Origin of the sequence: Acidovorax sp. 100, assembly GCF_003688355.1 — a bacterium.
In the GTDB taxonomy this organism is placed as follows: Bacteria; Pseudomonadota; Gammaproteobacteria; order Burkholderiales; family Burkholderiaceae_C; genus Acidovorax; species Acidovorax delafieldii.
This window is the reverse complement of record NZ_REFD01000001.1, coordinates 647,678-664,496: the sequence shown is the minus strand read 5'-3', so window position 1 is coordinate 664,496 and position 16,819 is coordinate 647,678. Positions and strand designations below refer to the sequence as shown.

At 67.3% G+C, this 16,819-nt stretch carries 16 protein-coding genes and 1 pseudogene; 6 read left to right on the top strand and 11 right to left on the bottom strand.

The features are described 5' to 3' along the window. Positions 1 to 11: 11 nt before the first annotated feature. Complete coding sequence (locus C8C96_RS03145; protein WP_056742744.1) at positions 12 to 1,190, bottom strand: MFS transporter; 1,179 nt, start codon at positions 1,188 to 1,190, stop codon at positions 12 to 14. Between the two features lie 194 nt (positions 1,191 to 1,384). Next, entirely contained in the window at positions 1,385 to 1,981 is a 597-nt protein-coding gene (gene cysC, locus C8C96_RS03140; RefSeq protein ID WP_121943849.1) for an adenylyl-sulfate kinase, read from the bottom strand. A gap of 134 nt (positions 1,982 to 2,115) precedes the next feature. Between cysC and uvrA the strand changes: the two genes are divergently transcribed. Continuing rightward, positions 2,116 to 5,181: an excinuclease ABC subunit UvrA gene (gene uvrA / locus C8C96_RS03135; protein WP_121941395.1), complete on the top strand. Its 3,066-nt coding sequence runs from the start codon at positions 2,116 to 2,118 to the stop codon at positions 5,179 to 5,181. 13 nt (positions 5,182 to 5,194) lie between these two features. On the opposite strand, the gene C8C96_RS03130 is transcribed toward uvrA, so the two are convergent. From C8C96_RS03130 to C8C96_RS03100, 7 genes and pseudogenes are all read right to left on the bottom strand, one after another. After that, on the bottom strand, positions 5,195 to 5,767 hold the full coding sequence (locus C8C96_RS03130) for a DUF1439 domain-containing protein (protein WP_121941394.1): 573 nt from the start codon (positions 5,765 to 5,767) through the stop codon (positions 5,195 to 5,197). A 210-nt stretch (positions 5,768 to 5,977) separates the two neighbouring features. Further along, positions 5,978 to 6,229, bottom strand: coding sequence for a hypothetical protein (locus C8C96_RS03125; RefSeq protein ID WP_056056666.1), 252 nt, complete (start codon positions 6,227 to 6,229; stop codon positions 5,978 to 5,980). Between the two features lie 155 nt (positions 6,230 to 6,384). After that, the gene (locus tag C8C96_RS03120; RefSeq protein WP_121941393.1) at positions 6,385 to 6,885 is read right to left on the bottom strand and encodes a GNAT family N-acetyltransferase; all 501 of its coding nucleotides are present in this window, start codon (positions 6,883 to 6,885) and stop codon (positions 6,385 to 6,387) included. 64 nt (positions 6,886 to 6,949) lie between these two features. Beyond that, positions 6,950 to 7,828: pseudogene (locus tag C8C96_RS03115) on the bottom strand (PA4780 family RIO1-like protein kinase). Positions 7,829 to 8,073: 245 nt separating this feature from the next. Next, a complete protein-coding gene (locus tag C8C96_RS03110; RefSeq protein ID WP_121941392.1) occupies positions 8,074 to 8,490 on the bottom strand; it encodes a hypothetical protein in 417 nt (138 codons plus the stop codon). 225 nt (positions 8,491 to 8,715) lie between these two features. After that, on the bottom strand, positions 8,716 to 9,525 hold the full coding sequence (locus C8C96_RS03105; protein ID WP_121943848.1) for a tRNA-uridine aminocarboxypropyltransferase: 810 nt from the start codon (positions 9,523 to 9,525) through the stop codon (positions 8,716 to 8,718). Positions 9,526 to 9,554: 29 nt separating this feature from the next. Beyond that, positions 9,555 to 10,175: a trans-aconitate 2-methyltransferase gene (locus C8C96_RS03100; RefSeq protein WP_192419261.1), complete on the bottom strand. Its 621-nt coding sequence runs from the start codon at positions 10,173 to 10,175 to the stop codon at positions 9,555 to 9,557. Between the two features lie 124 nt (positions 10,176 to 10,299). Here C8C96_RS03100 and C8C96_RS03095 point away from each other — a divergent pair, with 124 nt between their 5' ends. From C8C96_RS03095 to C8C96_RS03080, 4 genes are all read left to right on the top strand, one after another. Further along, entirely contained in the window at positions 10,300 to 11,556 is a 1,257-nt protein-coding gene (locus tag C8C96_RS03095) for a helix-turn-helix domain-containing protein (protein ID WP_121941391.1), read from the top strand. Between the two features lie 43 nt (positions 11,557 to 11,599). Continuing rightward, a complete protein-coding gene (locus C8C96_RS03090; protein WP_121941390.1) occupies positions 11,600 to 12,292 on the top strand; it encodes a PQQ-binding-like beta-propeller repeat protein in 693 nt (230 codons plus the stop codon). 184 nt (positions 12,293 to 12,476) lie between these two features. Then, positions 12,477 to 13,298: a DUF899 domain-containing protein gene (locus C8C96_RS03085; RefSeq protein WP_233584140.1), complete on the top strand. Its 822-nt coding sequence runs from the start codon at positions 12,477 to 12,479 to the stop codon at positions 13,296 to 13,298. Between the two features lie 25 nt (positions 13,299 to 13,323). After that, positions 13,324 to 13,935: a hypothetical protein gene (locus C8C96_RS03080; RefSeq protein ID WP_121941389.1), complete on the top strand. Its 612-nt coding sequence runs from the start codon at positions 13,324 to 13,326 to the stop codon at positions 13,933 to 13,935. Here the strand turns inward: C8C96_RS03080 and C8C96_RS03075 are convergent, their stop codons facing one another. Continuing rightward, entirely contained in the window at positions 13,936 to 14,319 is a 384-nt protein-coding gene (locus C8C96_RS03075; RefSeq protein ID WP_056056657.1) for a VOC family protein, read from the bottom strand. A 325-nt stretch (positions 14,320 to 14,644) separates the two neighbouring features. On the opposite strand from C8C96_RS03075, the gene C8C96_RS03070 reads away from it, so the two are divergent. Further along, a complete protein-coding gene (locus C8C96_RS03070; protein WP_121941388.1) occupies positions 14,645 to 15,241 on the top strand; it encodes a flavin reductase family protein in 597 nt (198 codons plus the stop codon). A 106-nt stretch (positions 15,242 to 15,347) separates the two neighbouring features. On the opposite strand, the gene C8C96_RS03065 is transcribed toward C8C96_RS03070, so the two are convergent. Further along, positions 15,348 to 16,769 carry a DUF2130 domain-containing protein gene (locus C8C96_RS03065; protein WP_121941387.1) on the bottom strand — a complete coding sequence of 474 codons (1,422 nt, stop codon included), beginning with the start codon at positions 16,767 to 16,769 and terminating at the stop codon, positions 15,348 to 15,350. Positions 16,770 to 16,819: the final 50 nt, after the last annotated feature.

Here is a 16,819-nt window from a genome sequence, read left to right as displayed (position 1 = left end):
CGGCGTGGCGTTCAGTGCCCGCCACGCCCCACGGGCCGCAGCGGCCAGGTCAGCACCAGCCACAGAGCCGTGAGCGCCGTGGTCACGGCAAACAGGCCTGGAGCCCCAGCCCATTTCACCAGCGCGCCACCCATCGCACCGCCCGCAAACAGGCCCAGAGACTGCAGGGTGTTGTAGCTGCCCAGCGCGGCGCCGCGCAGCTGGGCTGGCGCCATGCGCGACACCAGGCTGGGCTGGCTGGCCTCCAGCGCATTGAATCCGCAGAAAAAGACGAACAGCAAAGGCCCCAGCACCCACAGCGTGGCAGGCACACCGCTGGCCGCCAGCAGGCCCAGCCCCGCCTGCACCACCAGCACCAGGGCAATGGCTCCGAGCAGGGCTGCGCGCAGTCGGCCCGCACGCTCCAGCGCAAACAGCCCGCCCATGGCGGCAAACGACAGCACCACGGCGGGCAGGTACACCTGCCAATGGTGGTCTTTGGTGAGTCCTGCCTGTACCAGCATCGCGGGCACGGCCACCCACATGGACAGCTGTACGGTGTGCAGCACAAACACGCCGAGGTTCAGGCGCAGCAGGTCAGGGTGTCCCCACACATCGGCCAGGCGGCCCCGGGGGGCGTTCCGATGCAGCGCAGGCTCGGGCGGCACCCACCACACCACCACGGCCACACCGGCCAGAGCCAGCGCACAGGTCAGGCCAAACAGCCCCGCCAGGCCGATATGGGCAGCCAACATCGGTGCCGCCACCAGCGCCACGGCAAACATCAGCCCGATGCTGCCGCCCACGAGCGCCATCGCCTTGGTGCGCACACTGTCGCGTGTCTGGTCGGCCAGCAGCGCGGTCACGGCTGCAGATACGGCTCCCGCGCCCTGCAGCGCCCGGCCCAGCAGCAGTCCGGTCAGAGAATCCGCCAGCGCAGCCATCAGACTGCCGCCTGCGAAGACGAGCAGGCCGAGCACGATCACCCGCTTGCGCCCGAAGCGGTCGGAAGCGATGCCCAGCGGCAGCTGCAGGACTGCCTGCGTCAGGCCATAGATGCCCATGGCCAGACCCACCAGGGCAGGATCGTCGCCACCGGGGTACTTGCGTGCCTCCAGGGCAAACACGGGCAGCACCAGGAACAGGCCTAGCATGCGCAGCGCAAAAATGAGGGCCAGGCTGACGCTGGAGCGACGCTCCAGCGCGGTCATTGCGGTGCCAAATGAAGGTGACGACAAGGGGGGCAGGGCAGCGCCCCGTAATGAAGAAGGAGATTCCGGCACGGTGGTGCCCTGTAGGGCAGATAAAGCGGGGATTTTCGCCCATGGCGCAGAAATTTGGATGCGACCTGGGCACCAAGCCATCTCGCCAAGGCTGGGCGGACAGGCGTTGTCAACTCAAATAGTCACAGCAGACTGCAGATTTTTTGCACACATTCCTGCGGCGTGATCTGCGCTGTTGCCAGCACAAGCTCTGGCGCCAGCGGGGGTTCATAGGGCGAATCAATGCCCGTGAACTGGCGAAGTTGCCCCGCCCGCGCTTTGCGGTACAGGCCCTTTGGATCGCGCTCCTCGGCAACAGCCAAGGGTACGTCCACGAATATCTCAAGAAAGTCCCCTGGCGAAAACAAAGCCCGGGCGGTCTCGCGCTCAGCGCGGAAGGGTGAAATAAACGCCACCACCACAATCACGCCAGCTTCGACAAACAGGCGGGCTACATGAGCAATGCGCCGGATATTCTCTGCCCGGTCGGCGTCGGAGAACCCCAAATCCTGATTCAACCCTTGACGGATATTGTCTCCGTCAAGGATGTAGGTGCGCTTGCCCTGGTGATGGAGTTCTAGCTCCAGCGCATTCGCGATGGTCGATTTTCCGGCACCCGATAGTCCGGTGAGCCACACGACCCGGCCTGCATGACCGCCTAGTTGCTCCCGTTCCGCGCGACTCACTGTGAGCACCTGTGAATGGAGATGAGGGGTGTGGGGGCTGGTCAGATGGGGCATTTTGGCGCTGGCGAAGATACTGGGCATGTAATGGTAATGGGGTGGCGGCACAGACGGTTTCACGCAGGCTTTGGTGAGCGAAGCTGCAGGGGTTGACCTATCATGGTCGGTTTCCCTGCTGTTTACTTCATTCCGTGACAGACTCTCACTCCCCCATTGATGCCCAAGCCGCCGACAGCGGCCTCTACCTCGCCCGCGCCCTGCGCGAGCAGCGCATCAGCATCCGGGGGGCGCGCACGCACAACCTCAAGAACATCGACCTGGACATTCCGCGCAACCAGCTGGTGGTGATCACGGGGCTGTCGGGCTCGGGCAAATCCAGCCTGGCGTTCGACACGCTGTATGCCGAGGGCCAGCGGCGCTATGTGGAGAGTCTGTCGGCCTATGCGCGGCAGTTTCTGGGGCGGCTGGACAAGCCGGATGTGGACCTGATCGAAGGCCTGTCGCCCGCCATCAGCATTGAGCAGAAGGCGACCAGCCACAACCCGCGCTCCACTGTGGGCACGGTGACCGAGATCCACGACTACCTGCGCCTGCTGTATGCCCGTGCAGGCACGCCGTTCTGCCCCGACCATGGCCTGCCGCTGGCGGCGCAGACGGTGAGCCAGATGGTGGACGCCGTGCTGGCCTTGCCCGAGGACACCAAACTCATGGTGATGGCCCCCGTGGCACGCGAGAAAAAGGGCGAGTTCACCGAGCTGTTTGCGCAGATGCAGGCGCTGGGCTACATCCGCTTTCGGGTCGATGGGCAGATCTACGAGCACGAGAACCTGCCCCCGCTCAAGAAGACCGAGAAGCACGACATTGACGTGGTGATCGACCGGGTGAAGGTGCGCGCTGACCTGCAGCAGCGCCTGGCCGAGAGCATTGAGGCGGCCCTGCGCGTGGGCGGCAACGAGGGCAATGGCCGCGTGCTGGCGCTGGAGATGGACACGGGGCAGGAGCATCTGTTCAGCAGCAAGTTTGCGTGCCCGGTGTGCAGCTACTCGCTGGCCGAGCTGGAGCCGCGCCTGTTCTCGTTCAACTCGCCCATGGGCGCCTGCCCCGCGTGCGACGGCATTGGCCAGCGCGAGGTGTTCGACCCGGCGCGTGTGGTGGCCTTCCCGTCGCTGAGCCTGGCCAGCGGCGCCATCAAGGGCTGGGACCGGCGCAATGGCTACTACTTTGCGATGCTGGAGAGCCTGGCCCGGCACTACACCTTCGACATCGAGGCGCCGTTTGAGTCGCTGCCTGCGCCGGTGCAGCACGCCATCCTGCACGGCTCGGGCGATGAAGAAATCGCCTTCAGCTACATCATGGACAGCGGGGCCTCCAAGGGCAAGGTGCACACCAAGAAGCACCCGTTCGAGGGCATCCTGCCCAACATGGCGCGCCGTTACCGCGAGACGGATTCGGTGGTGGTGCGCGAAGACCTGGCGCGCTTTCGCAGCACCCAGCCCTGCCCCGAATGCCACGGCGTGCGCCTGCGCCGCGAGGCCCGCCATGTGAAGGTGGGCGAAGGCACACAGGCCCGCGCCATCTACGAAGTGAGCCACGCCACGCTGAGCGACGCGCACGCATGGTTCCACTCTCTGCAGCTCACCGGTGCCAAGGCCGAGATTGCCGACAAGGTGGTGCGCGAGATCGCCACGCGCCTGCAGTTTTTGAACGACGTGGGCCTGAGCTATTTGAGCCTGGACCGCAGCGCTGAAACGCTCAGCGGTGGAGAGGCGCAGCGCATTCGCCTCGCATCCCAAATCGGCTCGGGCCTGACGGGTGTGATGTACGTGCTCGACGAGCCCAGCATCGGCCTGCACCAGCGCGACAACGACCGGCTGATCGCCACGCTGCAGCACCTGCGCGACATTGGTAACAGCGTGATCGTGGTGGAGCACGACGAAGACATGATGCGCGCCGCCGACCATGTGATCGACATGGGCCCTGGCGCGGGCGTGCATGGCGGGCGGGTGATGGCACAGGGCACGTACGACGAAGTGCGCGCCAATGCGCAATCGCTCACGGGCCAGTACCTGTCGGGTGCACGCACCATTGCCGTGCCCCAGCGCCGCACGCCCTGGCTGCCGGTGCTGGACCAGCCTGCCCCCGTGGTGGAGGCCAAGACCAAGTCGCGCTTTCCGCAAACCGAGGCGAGCAAGCGCCGCGCCGAGCGCATGGCAGAGCACCATGCGCGCCAGGGCGCCGTGCAGGCGCTGCGGGTGGTGGGTGCCACGGGCAACAATTTGAAGGGCGTGACGGTGGACTTCCCGGTGGGGCTGCTCACCTGCGTGACGGGCGTGTCGGGCTCGGGCAAAAGCACGCTGGTGAATGACACGCTCTATGCCGCCGTGGCGCGGCAGGTGCACCGTGCGCACGAAGAGCCGGCCGAGCACGAAGAGATCGTGGGCATCGAGTATTTCGACAAGGTCATCAATGTGGACCAAAGCCCCATTGGCCGCACGCCGCGCAGCAACCCGGCCACCTACACCGGCCTGTTCACCCCCATCCGCGAGCTGATGGCCGAGACCAACACCGCCAAGGAGCGCGGCTACGGCCCGGGGCGCTTCAGCTTCAATGTGTCGCAGTCTTCGGGCGGCGGCCGCTGCGAGGCCTGCCAGGGCGACGGCGTGGTGAAGGTGGAGATGCACTTTTTGCCCGACGTGTACGTGCCCTGCGACATCTGCCACGGCCAGCGCTACAACCGCGAGACGCTGGAGGTGTTGTGGAAGGGCAAGAACATCGCCCAGATCCTGGAGCTGACGGTGGAGGACGCTGCGGCCTACTTCAAGGACGTGCCGACCATTGCGCGCAAGCTGCAGACGCTGCTGGATGTGGGCCTGTCGTACATCCGCCTGGGCCAGGCGGCGACCACGCTCTCGGGCGGCGAGGCGCAGCGGGTGAAGCTGGCGCAGGAGCTGAGCAAACGCGACACGGGTCGCACGCTCTACATCCTGGACGAGCCCACCACCGGCCTGCACTTTGCCGACATCGACCTGCTGCTCAAGGTGCTGCACCAGTTGCGCGACGCGGGCAACACCATCGTCATCATCGAGCACAACCTCGACGTGATCAAAACCGCCGACTGGCTCATCGACATGGGGCCCGAGGGCGGTGCCGGCGGTGGCACCGTGGTGGGTGTGGGCACGCCCGAGGAGCTGGCGGCCAACCCGGCCAGCCATACGGGGCGGTATCTGGCGCCTTACTTGAAAAAATCGCCCGCCTGATCCCTGTTGCCCGTCAGGGCGTCTTGCTCACAAACGCCACGGTCAGCCCCTTGGCCGTCACGGTGATGGGTCCTGGCTGCAGGCCCAGGCCGTCAAACACCGCCGTGTCTTGCGGGCGCAGTTGGTGCAAAGTGACCTCGCGCAGCGACTGTTCGGCCAGCAGCGGGCCGTAGGCATTGAGCAGTTCGGTCACCGCCGGGCGCAGGCTGGGAAACTCCATGCGCCCCAGCTGGATCTGGTGGGCGCGCAGTGTGCGGTCGCTGGCCTCATAGCGCAGCGCAAACTCCACCTCCAGGCTGCCCTGGTGGCTGCGCCGCAGCGCCGGGCCGGCCACATCCAGCGCCATGGCTGCGCCCAGCCGGTTCACTTCGGGCAGCAGGCGCAGGTGGGGCGCCTGCACGCTCAGGTTGAACAGGCCTTGTATCGGCACGTTGCGCGGAAACTTGGGGTCCACCATGGCCTGCAGTTGGGCCAGGGGCACGGTGTAGCTGGGCTGCGCCAGCGCGCCCCGCGCCACCAGCAGCACCGCGCCGCCCAGGGCGAGGTCCCGGGTGGCATGGGTCAGGAATCGTCGGCGATGCAGCATGGGTGCTTTCCGTCAAAACCGTTGTGACACCGCGGTAGCAAAAAGGTGCCCAAGGCTTGCTGCAGGCGTTGTTACCAGAAGTTTGTGGATCTTGTGGCGATAGCGCTGGTGCTATATGCCTTGGGTGCTATCAAAATAGGTGCGTTTGCACGTGGGCTGCGGGATGGCGGTGGCGGGGCTCGGCCGCCACCGGTGTGACCAGCGCCGCGCTCAGCGCCCCACGACCGACCAGCCCGCCCGCTGGTTGTTCTTGTCGTTCTCGTACTCCCACGCGGTGCCGCAGCGGTCGCACACGTAGCGGGTGATGGTGACGGTGCCGTCCTCACGGTCTTCCTTGCGGTTGCCGCGCTGCACCAGCTCGGCATGGCCCGGCGCCTTGCGCCAGTTGCGCTGGATGCCCTGGCAGGGCTCGCACAGGGCCATGGGTTTGAGTTCGTTCTGTCGGGCCAGGTCTTTGGTCATGGGGTGGCAGCCGTCGTGGCTGGTATGTGGGTGGGTTTGTGTGTGCGGGGCGGCTACTGTAAGGCACCTGCAGGTGCAGGGGCACAGCGCTGTGGTTTCATTTCGAGCCAAATTGGCCTCTGGCGCTTGATTGATAAGCCCAACTAGCTATCAAATCAGGACTGATCCCTCAGGCGGGCCGCCAAGGCCTTGGCCATGCGCGCGTTGTGCAGCACCACGCCCGCACGCTCCACCTGCTGGCGCGCTTCCGCCACGAAGCCCTGGGCGGCAAAAAAGGGCTCGGCGGTCAGGCTGACGTGTGCGTGCAACTGGGTGATGCCGCGCTGCGCCGCTTGCGCGTGAATGTGCGCCATCAGCGCCCGGGCCACGCCCTGTCGTGCGAACGCCGGGGCCACGAAGAACATGTCGATATAGCCGTTGGCCTGCAGGTCGGCAAACCCGGCGATAGCGCCACTGCTCTGCGCCTGCGCGATGAAGGGCTGGTTGGCACGCATGCGCTCTGCCCACTGTGGGGCGTCATGGTGCAGTGGAGCCCAGGCGGCGAGTTGTTCGGTGGTGTAGTTCTTGCAAGCCAACCCATGCACCGAGGCATGGAAAACGGCGCGCAATGCAGGTTCGTCGCCGGGGCAGAAGTTGCGGATGGGGATGAAAGGCATGGCGGGCAAGCGACAATGAAAAAGGCCGCGATGGTGTCACAGCCCTGCGTGGTTGGAGACGGCGTCAGCCCGCCGCCATGCGCAGCCTGCGCGCTGCATCTTCGTCGCGCGCGTCGTCAATCTCGCGCAGCACGGCCTGCATGTCCACATCGGCATGCGTGGGCGCATAGATGCCGGTGAGCGGCGTCTCGTTGCTCAGCAGCCCGCTCTGGTACAGGCTCCAGATTTCGGGGCCGTATTAGGTGGTGCGCAGCTCGGGGGCAAACTGGCCGAAGAAGTCGCGCAGGTTGGCCACGTCGCGCAGCAGCATGCGCTGGGCGTGGTTGTTGCCCGCAGCGTCCACGGCCTGGGGCAGGTCGATGATGACGGGGCCGTCGTGGCCCGCCTCTTCACCTTCTGGGCCCGGCAGGTGGGCCAGCAGGATGTTGAACTCCGACAAGTCGCCATGCACCACGCCCGCACACAGCATGCGCACCACCTCGGCCACCAGCGTGGCGTGGTGGGTGCGCGCGTCTTCGGGCGTGAAGCTCACATCGTTCAGGCGCGGGGCGGCATCGCCGTGGGCATCGGTCACCAGCTCCATCAGCAGCACGCCGTCGTGAAAGTTGTAGGGCTGCGGCACGCGCACGCCCGCCGCGGCCAGGCGGTAGAGCGCATCGACCTCGGCGCTTTGCCACGCGGCCTCTTGTTCTTGCCGGCCAAACTTGCTGCCCTTGGCCATGGCACGGGCCGAGCGCGAGTTCTTGACCTTGCGGTTCTCGGTGTAATCCACGGCTTGGCGAAAGCTGCGGTTGTTCGCTTCTTTGTAGATCTTGGCGCAGCGCGTTTCGTCACCGCAGCGCACCACGTAGACCATGGCCTCCTTGCCGCTCATGAGTTGCCGGACCACGGTGTCGATCAGGCCTTCCTCGATGAGGGACTGCAGGCGGGGGGGAGCTTTCATCAGGTCTATGCGGTAGGGGGAATGGGCCATTGTCGTTGCAAGGCCGGTGCCGACACGGTGCGCCGCAGATGTGGGCGCAAGCATGATGGTCGTTGATGGCTTTTGCGAGCGCAGCGATGCTCCGGTGTGACAACACCAACGACCCGGTTGCCTCAGGCGGCTGACGGCCGTGCGCATACAACAACGCCCGGCATTGCGCTAGGCAGGCCGGGCGTTGGTGGGACCTGGGTGCTGAACCGGGACGCTTACTTGTCCAGCTCGGCGGTCAACATGTCCCAGCTGGGATAAGAGCTTTCGTCCAGGGTGATCGCCCCCTTGCCGGCGACAAACTTGAAAGCGGTGGTGCCAGTGCGGGCGAATTCCAGCGTCTTGAGTTTGCACACTGCCGCCTTGGAGGGAGCATCGTTGCAGTAGCGCGGAGCGTTGTCCACGATGGTGCCGGCCGCGTAGCGCACCTGGCGCAGGTGGTCCACGGTCTGGAAGCTCTCCTGCTTCACCTCCATCTTCACATTGCATCCGCAGGACTGTTTGAGGGTGCTGGCGGCAGATTGCAGAGCAGGGGTCACCTCAGCCGCAAAAAAATCCCGTTCGGCCTTGCCGGCATGGGCCATCGATGCAACCGCCAGACTCAGGGATGCAATCACCAGCGCGTGTTTTTTCATAGTGTTCTTTCAATGGACGGTTTGGAGAACCTGTTCTCACAACTGCGGTCACCTGCCCCTCCCTGGCCGGTGGCCCGCGCTCGACCTGATGGTTCAAGCGCTGCGGATTGTGCCGCGCAGGGGCGCTGCATTCGCCGCTCTGCACCTTACAAAACGTGCATTTTTGTAAGCGTTCATGTCACGCCCATCGCCCACTCTTTGGGCGGTGCGCTGCCCCATCGCGCGTCAGCGCGGCAACGGCACGCACCGTCCTCTTGGGGGCTCTGGCGCTGCCTCGTGTGTCTCGGTCACACCGCGCAGCCGCAGGTGCGTGGCATCGTCCGCAGCCACCGGCAACTGGTGCTTGGCCTGCAGGTAGTGGTGGGTGAACACGTCCAGGTATGCCTCCAGCGCCTGTGCGGCCTGCAGCTCGCCCGCCAGCTCCAGGCACAGCGCGCCGACCTCGGAGGTGCAGAAGTGGTCCATGCGGGTGGATCGGCGCAGGTGGTAGCGCGAGAGCTGCTCGGGCTGCAGGCTCAGCACGGGCAGGTGGTTGAGGTAGGGGCTCTTGCGGAACATCTTGCGCGCCTCGGGCCAGGTGGCGTCGAGCAGCACGAACAGCGGGCGTTTGCCCTCGGCCTGGGCCACCTGCGTGACAACGCGCTCGGGCGCCACGAACTCGCCGGGGAACACCACATACGGCTGCCACTGCGGGTCGGCCAGCAGCGCCAGCAGGTCGGGGTGCACTTCGGTGCGCGCCCAGCCAAACGCATAGGTGTCGGCCACCACGTCGGCGATCAGCCAGCCGGTGTTGCTGGGCTTGAGGGGCTCGATGTCCGCCATCAGCAGGCACATGCCCGCGCGCGTGGGCCGCACGGGCCGCAGCGCGCAGATGCAGTGGCTGGGCACCAGGCGGCAGCCCGCACAGCGTTCGCCCTTGGGGCCGCCCCGGGCCAGAAAGGGCTTGGCACTGCGGGCCAGGCGCTCGGCGCGCAGGCGTGCCACCGCATGCGGTGGGGCAGGTGGTGTGACGGACGGCGTGTCGGTGGTGGCCACGTCAGTCGCCGAGGGGGCTGCGGGCTGTGTCACCGGCCGCCCGCACGTTCCAGCGCAAACAGCGGCAGCTCTGCCAGCGGGCTTAGCCACACGCCACCACCCAGCTCGGTAAAGCCCTCGCCCAGCGTGCGGCGGTACAGCTGTGCGGGGTGGCGGAACATGCGCGGGTCGGTCACTTGCTCGTCCACCACATCCTGCTCCCAGTCCTCGCGCGCGACGGCCTCCACATACAGGGCGCCCCGGCTCAGGCGCGCCAGGTTGCGCATGGCCTTTTGCACGTCCGCCTCGCTCAGGTAGGGCAGCACGCCCTGGCAGATCACCAGGTCGTACGGCGTCCGAGCCTTGTAGTCCACCACCGAGCCGCGCTCCCAGCCAAACCGCTGGCACAGGTATTCGCTGAACTCCACGCCGTGGAACTGCGCCTGCGGAAAATGCCGTGCGATCACATCGCGCCACAGGCCAATGCCGCAGCCCACATCCAGCACCCGCCGCACGGGCACGCGCAGGTACTGCAGGTAGCTGCACACAAACGCGCCCAGGCGCTCGGTGTGCGCCGGGTCCACCACGCTGGTCTTCTTGTCGAAGTAAAAGCGCTGGTAGTACGCCTCGTCAAAAATGGCCGCGTCTGCGCTGCCGGTCACTGGTTTCACTGCTGCTTCCTTTTGCCCCGAACCGCCTGAGGGGGCAGCCGCACGATGGCGATTCGAGGTGGCTGTTCGAGGCGGCGAGTATCGCCCACGAGCGTATGGACTTCTGGCGGTGTAGTCTGCGGCCATGGATTCGCTGATCTCCGCATCCGCCCGCGCACTGGCCGCCGGGGACCCGCTGGGCGCCCTCAAGCGCGTGGCCCTGCGCGACGACCCACCCGCCCTGGCCTTGCGCGGCATTGCCATGGCGCAGCTGGGCGAACACCCCCGTGCGCGCGACCTGCTGCGGCAGGCTGCGCGTGCCTTTGGCGCCCACGAAGCCCAGGCGCGCGCCCGTTGTGTGGTGGCGGAGGCCGAGGTGGCGCTGGCCATGCGCGACCTGGGCGGGTCACCCCGCCCGCTGCTGGAGGCGGCCGACACGCTGCAAGCCCACGGCGACACCGCCAACGCCACACAAGCGCGGCTGATTGCGGCGCGGCGGCTGCTGCGCATCGGCCGCCTGGACGAAGCCGCAGCGGCCATGGACGCCATGGCGACCGCCCCCACAGCGGGCGACCTGCCCCCCGCCCTGCGGGCCATGGCCGACCTGACCCTGGCCGAGCTGGCGCTGCGCTCGCTGCACATCGCCTCCGCCAGCGCGGCGCTGGACCGTGCGCAGGAGGCCGCCGAGCAAGCCCATGTACCGGCCCTGCTGGCTGAGGTGGCGCAGGCGCGCGCCGTGCTGGACCAGCCCGCAGCGCGGCGCGTGGGGGCAGGGGTGGACCAGCCGCTGCGCCTTTCCGATGTGGCAGACCTGCTGGCATCGGGCGCGCTGGTGGTGGATGCATGTCGGCGCTGCGTGGGGGTGGGCGGTGGCCCCTCCACCGCAGACGCCGCCGTGTGGCAACCGCTGGCACGCCGGCCCATCCTGTTCACGCTGGTGTGTGCGCTGGCGCAAGCCTGGCCCGGCGATGCAGAGCGCGAGGCGCTGATTGCGCAGGCCTTTCGCACCCGCCACCCGGACGACACCCACCGTGCGCGGCTGCGGGTGGAGGTGGGGCGCCTGCGCGCGCTCCTGCGGCCGCTGGCGCGTATCGAGGCCACAGCGCGCGGCTTTGCGCTGCAGCCCTTGGACGCACGGCCGGTGGTGGTGCTGGCGCCGCCCATTGATGGCGAGCAGGCGGCGCTGCTGGCCTTGCTGTCGGACGGTGCGGCCTGGTCCACCTCGGCGCTCGCGCTGGCCGTGGATGCCAGCCAGCGCACCGTGCAGCGCGCGTTGGCCGAGCTGGAAGAACAAGGCCGTGTGCGCTCCATCGGCCGCACGCGTGCGCAGCGCTGGCTGGCGCCGCCGCTGTCCGGATTCACGACGATCTTGTTACTCCCTGCTGCGCTGCCGATTGCATAAAGTGGACGCCAAGCCCCACCGGGCCACCCCACAGGAGCCAACCATGACCACATGCACCCACAGCGACCCGACACCCGCCACCCTCCGCCACCACCCTTCACAACCCGCCGAGATCGTGCGCGAATACGGCCCCTTTGCGGGCGCAGACAGCGTGCACGGCGTCACCCACGACGGCCAGCATGTCTGGGCGGCCACGGGGGCGCACCTGGTGGCCTTCGATGCCGCAACGGGCGAGACCCTGCGCACGCTGGCCGTGGCCAGCGATGCCGGCACTGCGTTTGACGGCAGGCACCTCTACCAGATCACCGAGGCGCGCATCGACAAGATCGACCCCGCCACCGGCCGGGTGGTGGCCTCCATTCCTGCACCCGGCAACGGCAACGACTCGGGCCTCACGTGGGCCGAGGGCAGCCTGTGGGTGGGCCAGTACCGCGACCGCAAGATCCACCAGATCGACCCCGCCACTGGCGCCATCCGCAGCACCATCGAGTCCGACCGCTTTGTGACCGGCGTGACCTGGGTGGACGGCGAGATGTGGCACGGCACCTGGGAGGGTGACGAGAGCACGCTGCGCCACATCGACCCCGCCACCGGCGCCGTGCTGCAGCAGCTCGACATGCCCCAAGGTGTGGGCGTGAGCGGCCTCGAATCCGACGGCGCCGACCTTTTCTACTGCGGGGGCGGCGGCAGCGGCAAGGTCCGCGCTGTGCGCCGGCCCAAGGCGGCCCGCCCCTGAGCCCCTGACACCTTCAGCCCTTGAGCGACGCGGCGCCCCGCCGCACCCACCACCCCTTGCCACCACAGGCCCTGCGCGCATTACGCGATGTCGCGGGCCGGGGACAGGTGCGCCCGCCAGCGCCTCCCTCCCCACGCAATTCTCCGTCCCGCAACGTCATCCACCACCCACCAGGAGCACCCCCATGAACGCACCCACTTCCCACCCCGTGGTTTCTGCCGACGAATGGCTGGCCCAGCGCCACGCGCTGCTGGCCCGCGAGAAGGCCCTGACCCGCCTGCATGACGAGGTCGCCGCGCAGCGCCGCGCACTGCCCTGGACCCGCGTAGACAAGCGCTACACGCTGGACACGCTGCAGGGTCCGCGCGCCTTGGCCGACCTGTTCGATGGCCGCAGCCAGCTGCTGGTGCAGCACTTCATGTTTGGCCCGGGGTGGGAGCAGGGCTGCCCCAGCTGCTCTTTCATGGCCGACCACATGGGCGGCATGGAGCTGCACCTGCAGCACCGCGACGTGTCGGTGCTCGCCGTCTCGCGCGCGCCGCTGGCCGAGATCGAGCGCTTTCGCCAGCGCATGGGCTGGCAGTTTCGCTGGGCGTCGTCGCACGGCAGCGACTTCAACCACGACTTTGCCGTGAGCTTCACGCCCGAGCAGCGCGCACGCGGCAACGGCGAGGTGTTCTACAACTACGGCATGCAGCCGTTCCCCGCCGATGAGGCGCCGGGCATCAGCGTGTTTGTGCGCAGTGACGCGGGTGAGGTGTTCCACGCCTACTCCACCTTCGGGCGCGGCGTGGAGGCCATGATGGGCACCTACCAGCTGCTGGACCTCACGCCCCAGGGCCGCCACGAGACCAACCCCGCCTACCCCATGGACTGGGTGCGCCACCACGACCGGTATGCACCTTCCCTGCCAGCGGCTGGGTCTGCGGCGGCACCAGCTGCACAGGCGCCACAGCCTTCACCGGCCCACACGGCGCCGGGCGGGTGCTGCTTCACACGGGGCTGAACCACACACGGTTGAGACCGCGACCATGGACGCCACCCTCTGGCCCTGGCTGGCCGCTGCGGCCATGGGGGCACTGCACGGGCTCAACCCCCTCACGGGCTGGGGGCTGGCCACCAGCTGGAGCCTCTGTGCGCGTGACCACAGCATGCCGCTGCGCGCACTGCTGCCCATGGCCGTCGGGCACCTGGCCGCCGTGGCACTGACGGCGGCTGCTGTGGGGTGGGGGCTGTCGTTGTCGCCACCTGCCCTGCTGGCGGTGGCGGGCGGCCTGGGCGGGGTGGTGATAGTCGCTCGCGTGCGTCTGGCGGGGGCGGCGTGGCATCGCCTGCGCAAGCCCGCCGGGCCTGTGGGCATGGCGCTCTGGTCCTTTGGGGTGGCCACGGTGCACGGTGCCGGGCTGGCGCTGGTGCCTGCGCTGGCGCCGCTGTGCGGGGGCGGTGGCGCTGCAGGTGGGGTGGCCTCTGGGGGCGACGGGCTCTCCACCCCCTTGCTGTTCGCGCTGGCCGCGCTGGGGGTTCACACCCTGACCATGCTGGCCGTCACCGGGGCCATGGCCGCTGCGGCCTGCCACGGTGTGCAGGGCGCCCAGCGCTGGCTGCAACGCTGCCGGGGTTGCAGCGGGGGGCCTGCCCGTTGATCAGGCCTTGGCCGGGCGGTGCAGGGCGCAGATCTTGTTGCCGTCCGGGTCGCGCAGGTACGCCAGGTACAGCTTGCCGCCGGGGCCTTCGCGCCAGCCGGGTGGGTCTTCGCAGGTGATACCACCGTTCGCTACACCGGCGGCGTGGAAGGCATCGGCCTGCTCGGGCGACTGCATGGCAAAACCGATGGTGCCGCCGTTGGCAAAGGTGGCGGGCTCGCCGTTGATGGGGGTGGTGATGCCAAAGGTACCAGTGGGGCCGCGATAGAAGTAGCGGTTCTTGTTGGCCACACCGGGCGGTACGCCCAGCGCCCCCAGCAGCGCGTCATAAAACTTCTTGGACCGCTCCAGGTCGTTCACACCGACCATCACATGACTGAACATTCATCGTCTCCTGTAGGCCCCTCAGGGGGCGGGTTGTGGCCAACGGTTGGCGTTGGCATGTTAGCGGGTGGCTATCGCCATCACCGGCGCGGGCCACAAGCCCCTGTGCGGCACTCAGGGGCGGAGGCATTGGGCGGGCTGTACCGCTGGCCCCAGAGCGCCCCCACAGGCTTCATGGAAGCCGTTTTGAGGCAAAAATGCGCCATGGCGCTAGTGCAATATGCCTGAATGGCTATCTAATTGATAGCAAATTTCAGCAACGCCCACAGGCTCCACGCACTGCCCCATCCCCTGGTATTGCCCTTTGAACACACCCTCACACCCCATGCTGCCCACTGCCTCCCACCCCCACGTCACCCCGGTGCCCCTCGACAAGGCCTACCGCCTGCTCAACCACGGCCCCGTCGTGCTGGTGTCGGCCGCCCACGCGGGCCAGCACAACGTCATGGCGGCATCGTGGGCCTGCGCACTGGACTTCGCGCCGCCCAAGGTCACGGTGGTGCTCGACAAGGCCACGCGCACGCGCGAACTGGTGGAGGCCAGCGGCTTCTTTGCTCTGCAGCTGCCCACCGTGCCCCTGGCCGCGCTGACTGTGGCGCTGGGCACCGACAGCGCCAAGACCACGCCCGACAAGCTGCAGCGCCATGGCGTGCCGTTGTTTGAAGCGCCCGGCCACCCGGCGCAGGCCACGCCCCCGCTGGTGCAAGGTTGCGCTGCCTGGCTGCTGTGCCGCGTGATCCCTGAGCCGCACAACCAGCAGGCCTATGACCTTTTCATCGGCGAAGTGGTGGCCGCCTGGGCTGACGACCGCGTGTTCCGCAACGGGCACTGGGAGTTCGACACCGCGCCGGATGAGCTGCGCACGCTGCACTACGTGGCGGGCGGGCAGTTTTATGCGACGGGGGCGTCGGTGCGCGGCTAGTGCCGCCCAACGTGCATGCCACCCATGGGGACGGAGCAGCGGCAGACCGGTTGTGCCCGCCCTGTTTGCAAGGCCCCGTCCGCCGGCCGCCTCACCCCGCCCCGCATCACTCCCCGTCCGAAATCCCCAACTGCTTGAGTTCCGCAAATTTGGCCGCCATCGTCGGGTTGCCGCGTGTGAGCTTCTTGATCGTGAGGTCTTCGGCCTTGTCGTTGGCCAGGCGCAGGTTGTTGGCTGACTTGTGCAGCGCCTCCTTGGTTTTCTCCAGGTCCTTGATGGCCTCGTCAATGCGCTTGATGGCTTCCTCGAACCCGTCCGATGCCAGGCGCCAGTTGCGCCCAAACGCGCCCTTGAACTCTTCCAGCTGCGATTCGAACTTGGTGATGTCCAGGTTCTGCGCCTTCACCAGCGCCAGCTCCGACTTGTACTGCAACGACTTCATCGCAGCGTTGCGCAGCAGCGTGATGATGGGGATGAAGAACTGCGGCCGCACCACATACATCTTGGGATAGCGGTAGAACATGTCCACGATGCCGGTGTTGTACAGCTCGCTCTCGGGCTCCAGCAGTGACACCAGCACCGCGTACTCGCAGCCCTTTTCGTTGCGGTCCTTGTCCAGCTCTTTCAGGAAGTCTTCATTGCGCTTCTTCGTGGCCGTCTCGTCGCTCTCGTTCTTCATCTCGAACATGATCGAGACGATCTCGTTGCCCGCCTCGTCCAGGTCGCGAAAGATGTAGTCGCCCTTGCTGCCGCTGCGCGCGTCGTTGTCCTTTTCAAAGTAGGCGCGGGGAAACGCCGTGGCGCGGATGCGGTTGAACTCCGTCTCGCAGTGCTGCTCCAGCGTCTCGCCCACCATCTTGGTGGACAGGCGCGCCTTCATGTCCCGCAGCCGCGCAATCTCGCCGTCCCGGTCGCGCAGCTGCAAGGCGTACTGCTCCTTGATGGCGGCCTCCTCCAGCTGCTTTTTCACCACCACCAGGTTCAGGTTGTTTTGGAGCTCGTCGCGCTCCCGCGCCACCACTGTGACTGCCTCGGTCACCGCCAGCCTGCGCGCCACCTCGGCAGCGTCCAGTTGTGATTTGAGCTGCTGTATCTCGGCGTCCTTTTGGGCGGCCACGCCCTGCAGCTGCTGCGCCAGCCGTGCTTGTGCCAACTGGTCCGCTGCTTGCTGCGCCTGCCGCGCACGCTCCAGCTCACTCACCAGCTTGTTTTCCAGCGCGTCGCGCTGCTTCTCCACCGCGCCCAGGGCCTGCGCCACCGCCAGGTCGCGCTCCACCGCGCCCGCGCCCAGCTGCGCCTTCAGGGCCTGAATCTCGGCATCTTTGGCCGCCGCCGACTTCTGCAGTTCATTGGCCACCTGGGCCTGCGCCAGCGCCACCGCATTGCGCTTGTCCTGCTCGGCCAGCTCCAGCCGTTCGTGCAACTGCGCGGCGAAATCCGCATCCCGCACCTGCTTGAGGATGTCGGCATACCCGGTCTCGTCAATCTTGAACGCCTTGTTGCAGTGGGGGCAGATGATGTCGTGCATGGCGGTCACCGTGTGGGTTGTTTGTGTTTCGTTGGGTGGGGAGCATAGCG

Coding starts and splice junctions, on each gene's coding strand:
- C8C96_RS03145 (WP_056742744.1), bottom strand. CDS start 1,190: ATGACCGCGCTGGAGCGTCGCTCCAGCGTCAGCCTGGCCCTCATTTTT.
- cysC (WP_121943849.1), bottom strand. CDS start 1,981: ATGCCCCATCTGACCAGCCCCCACACCCCTCATCTCCATTCACAGGTG.
- C8C96_RS03130 (WP_121941394.1), bottom strand. CDS start 5,767: ATGCTGCATCGCCGACGATTCCTGACCCATGCCACCCGGGACCTCGCC.
- C8C96_RS03125 (WP_056056666.1), bottom strand. CDS start 6,229: ATGACCAAAGACCTGGCCCGACAGAACGAACTCAAACCCATGGCCCTG.
- C8C96_RS03120 (WP_121941393.1), bottom strand. CDS start 6,885: ATGCCTTTCATCCCCATCCGCAACTTCTGCCCCGGCGACGAACCTGCA.
- C8C96_RS03110 (WP_121941392.1), bottom strand. CDS start 8,490: ATGAAAAAACACGCGCTGGTGATTGCATCCCTGAGTCTGGCGGTTGCA.
- C8C96_RS03095 (WP_121941391.1), top strand. CDS start 10,300: ATGGATTCGCTGATCTCCGCATCCGCCCGCGCACTGGCCGCCGGGGAC.
- C8C96_RS03090 (WP_121941390.1), top strand. CDS start 11,600: ATGACCACATGCACCCACAGCGACCCGACACCCGCCACCCTCCGCCAC.
- C8C96_RS03085 (WP_233584140.1), top strand. CDS start 12,477: ATGAACGCACCCACTTCCCACCCCGTGGTTTCTGCCGACGAATGGCTG.
- C8C96_RS03080 (WP_121941389.1), top strand. CDS start 13,324: ATGGACGCCACCCTCTGGCCCTGGCTGGCCGCTGCGGCCATGGGGGCA.
- C8C96_RS03075 (WP_056056657.1), bottom strand. CDS start 14,319: ATGTTCAGTCATGTGATGGTCGGTGTGAACGACCTGGAGCGGTCCAAG.
- C8C96_RS03070 (WP_121941388.1), top strand. CDS start 14,645: ATGCTGCCCACTGCCTCCCACCCCCACGTCACCCCGGTGCCCCTCGAC.
- C8C96_RS03065 (WP_121941387.1), bottom strand. CDS start 16,769: ATGCACGACATCATCTGCCCCCACTGCAACAAGGCGTTCAAGATTGAC.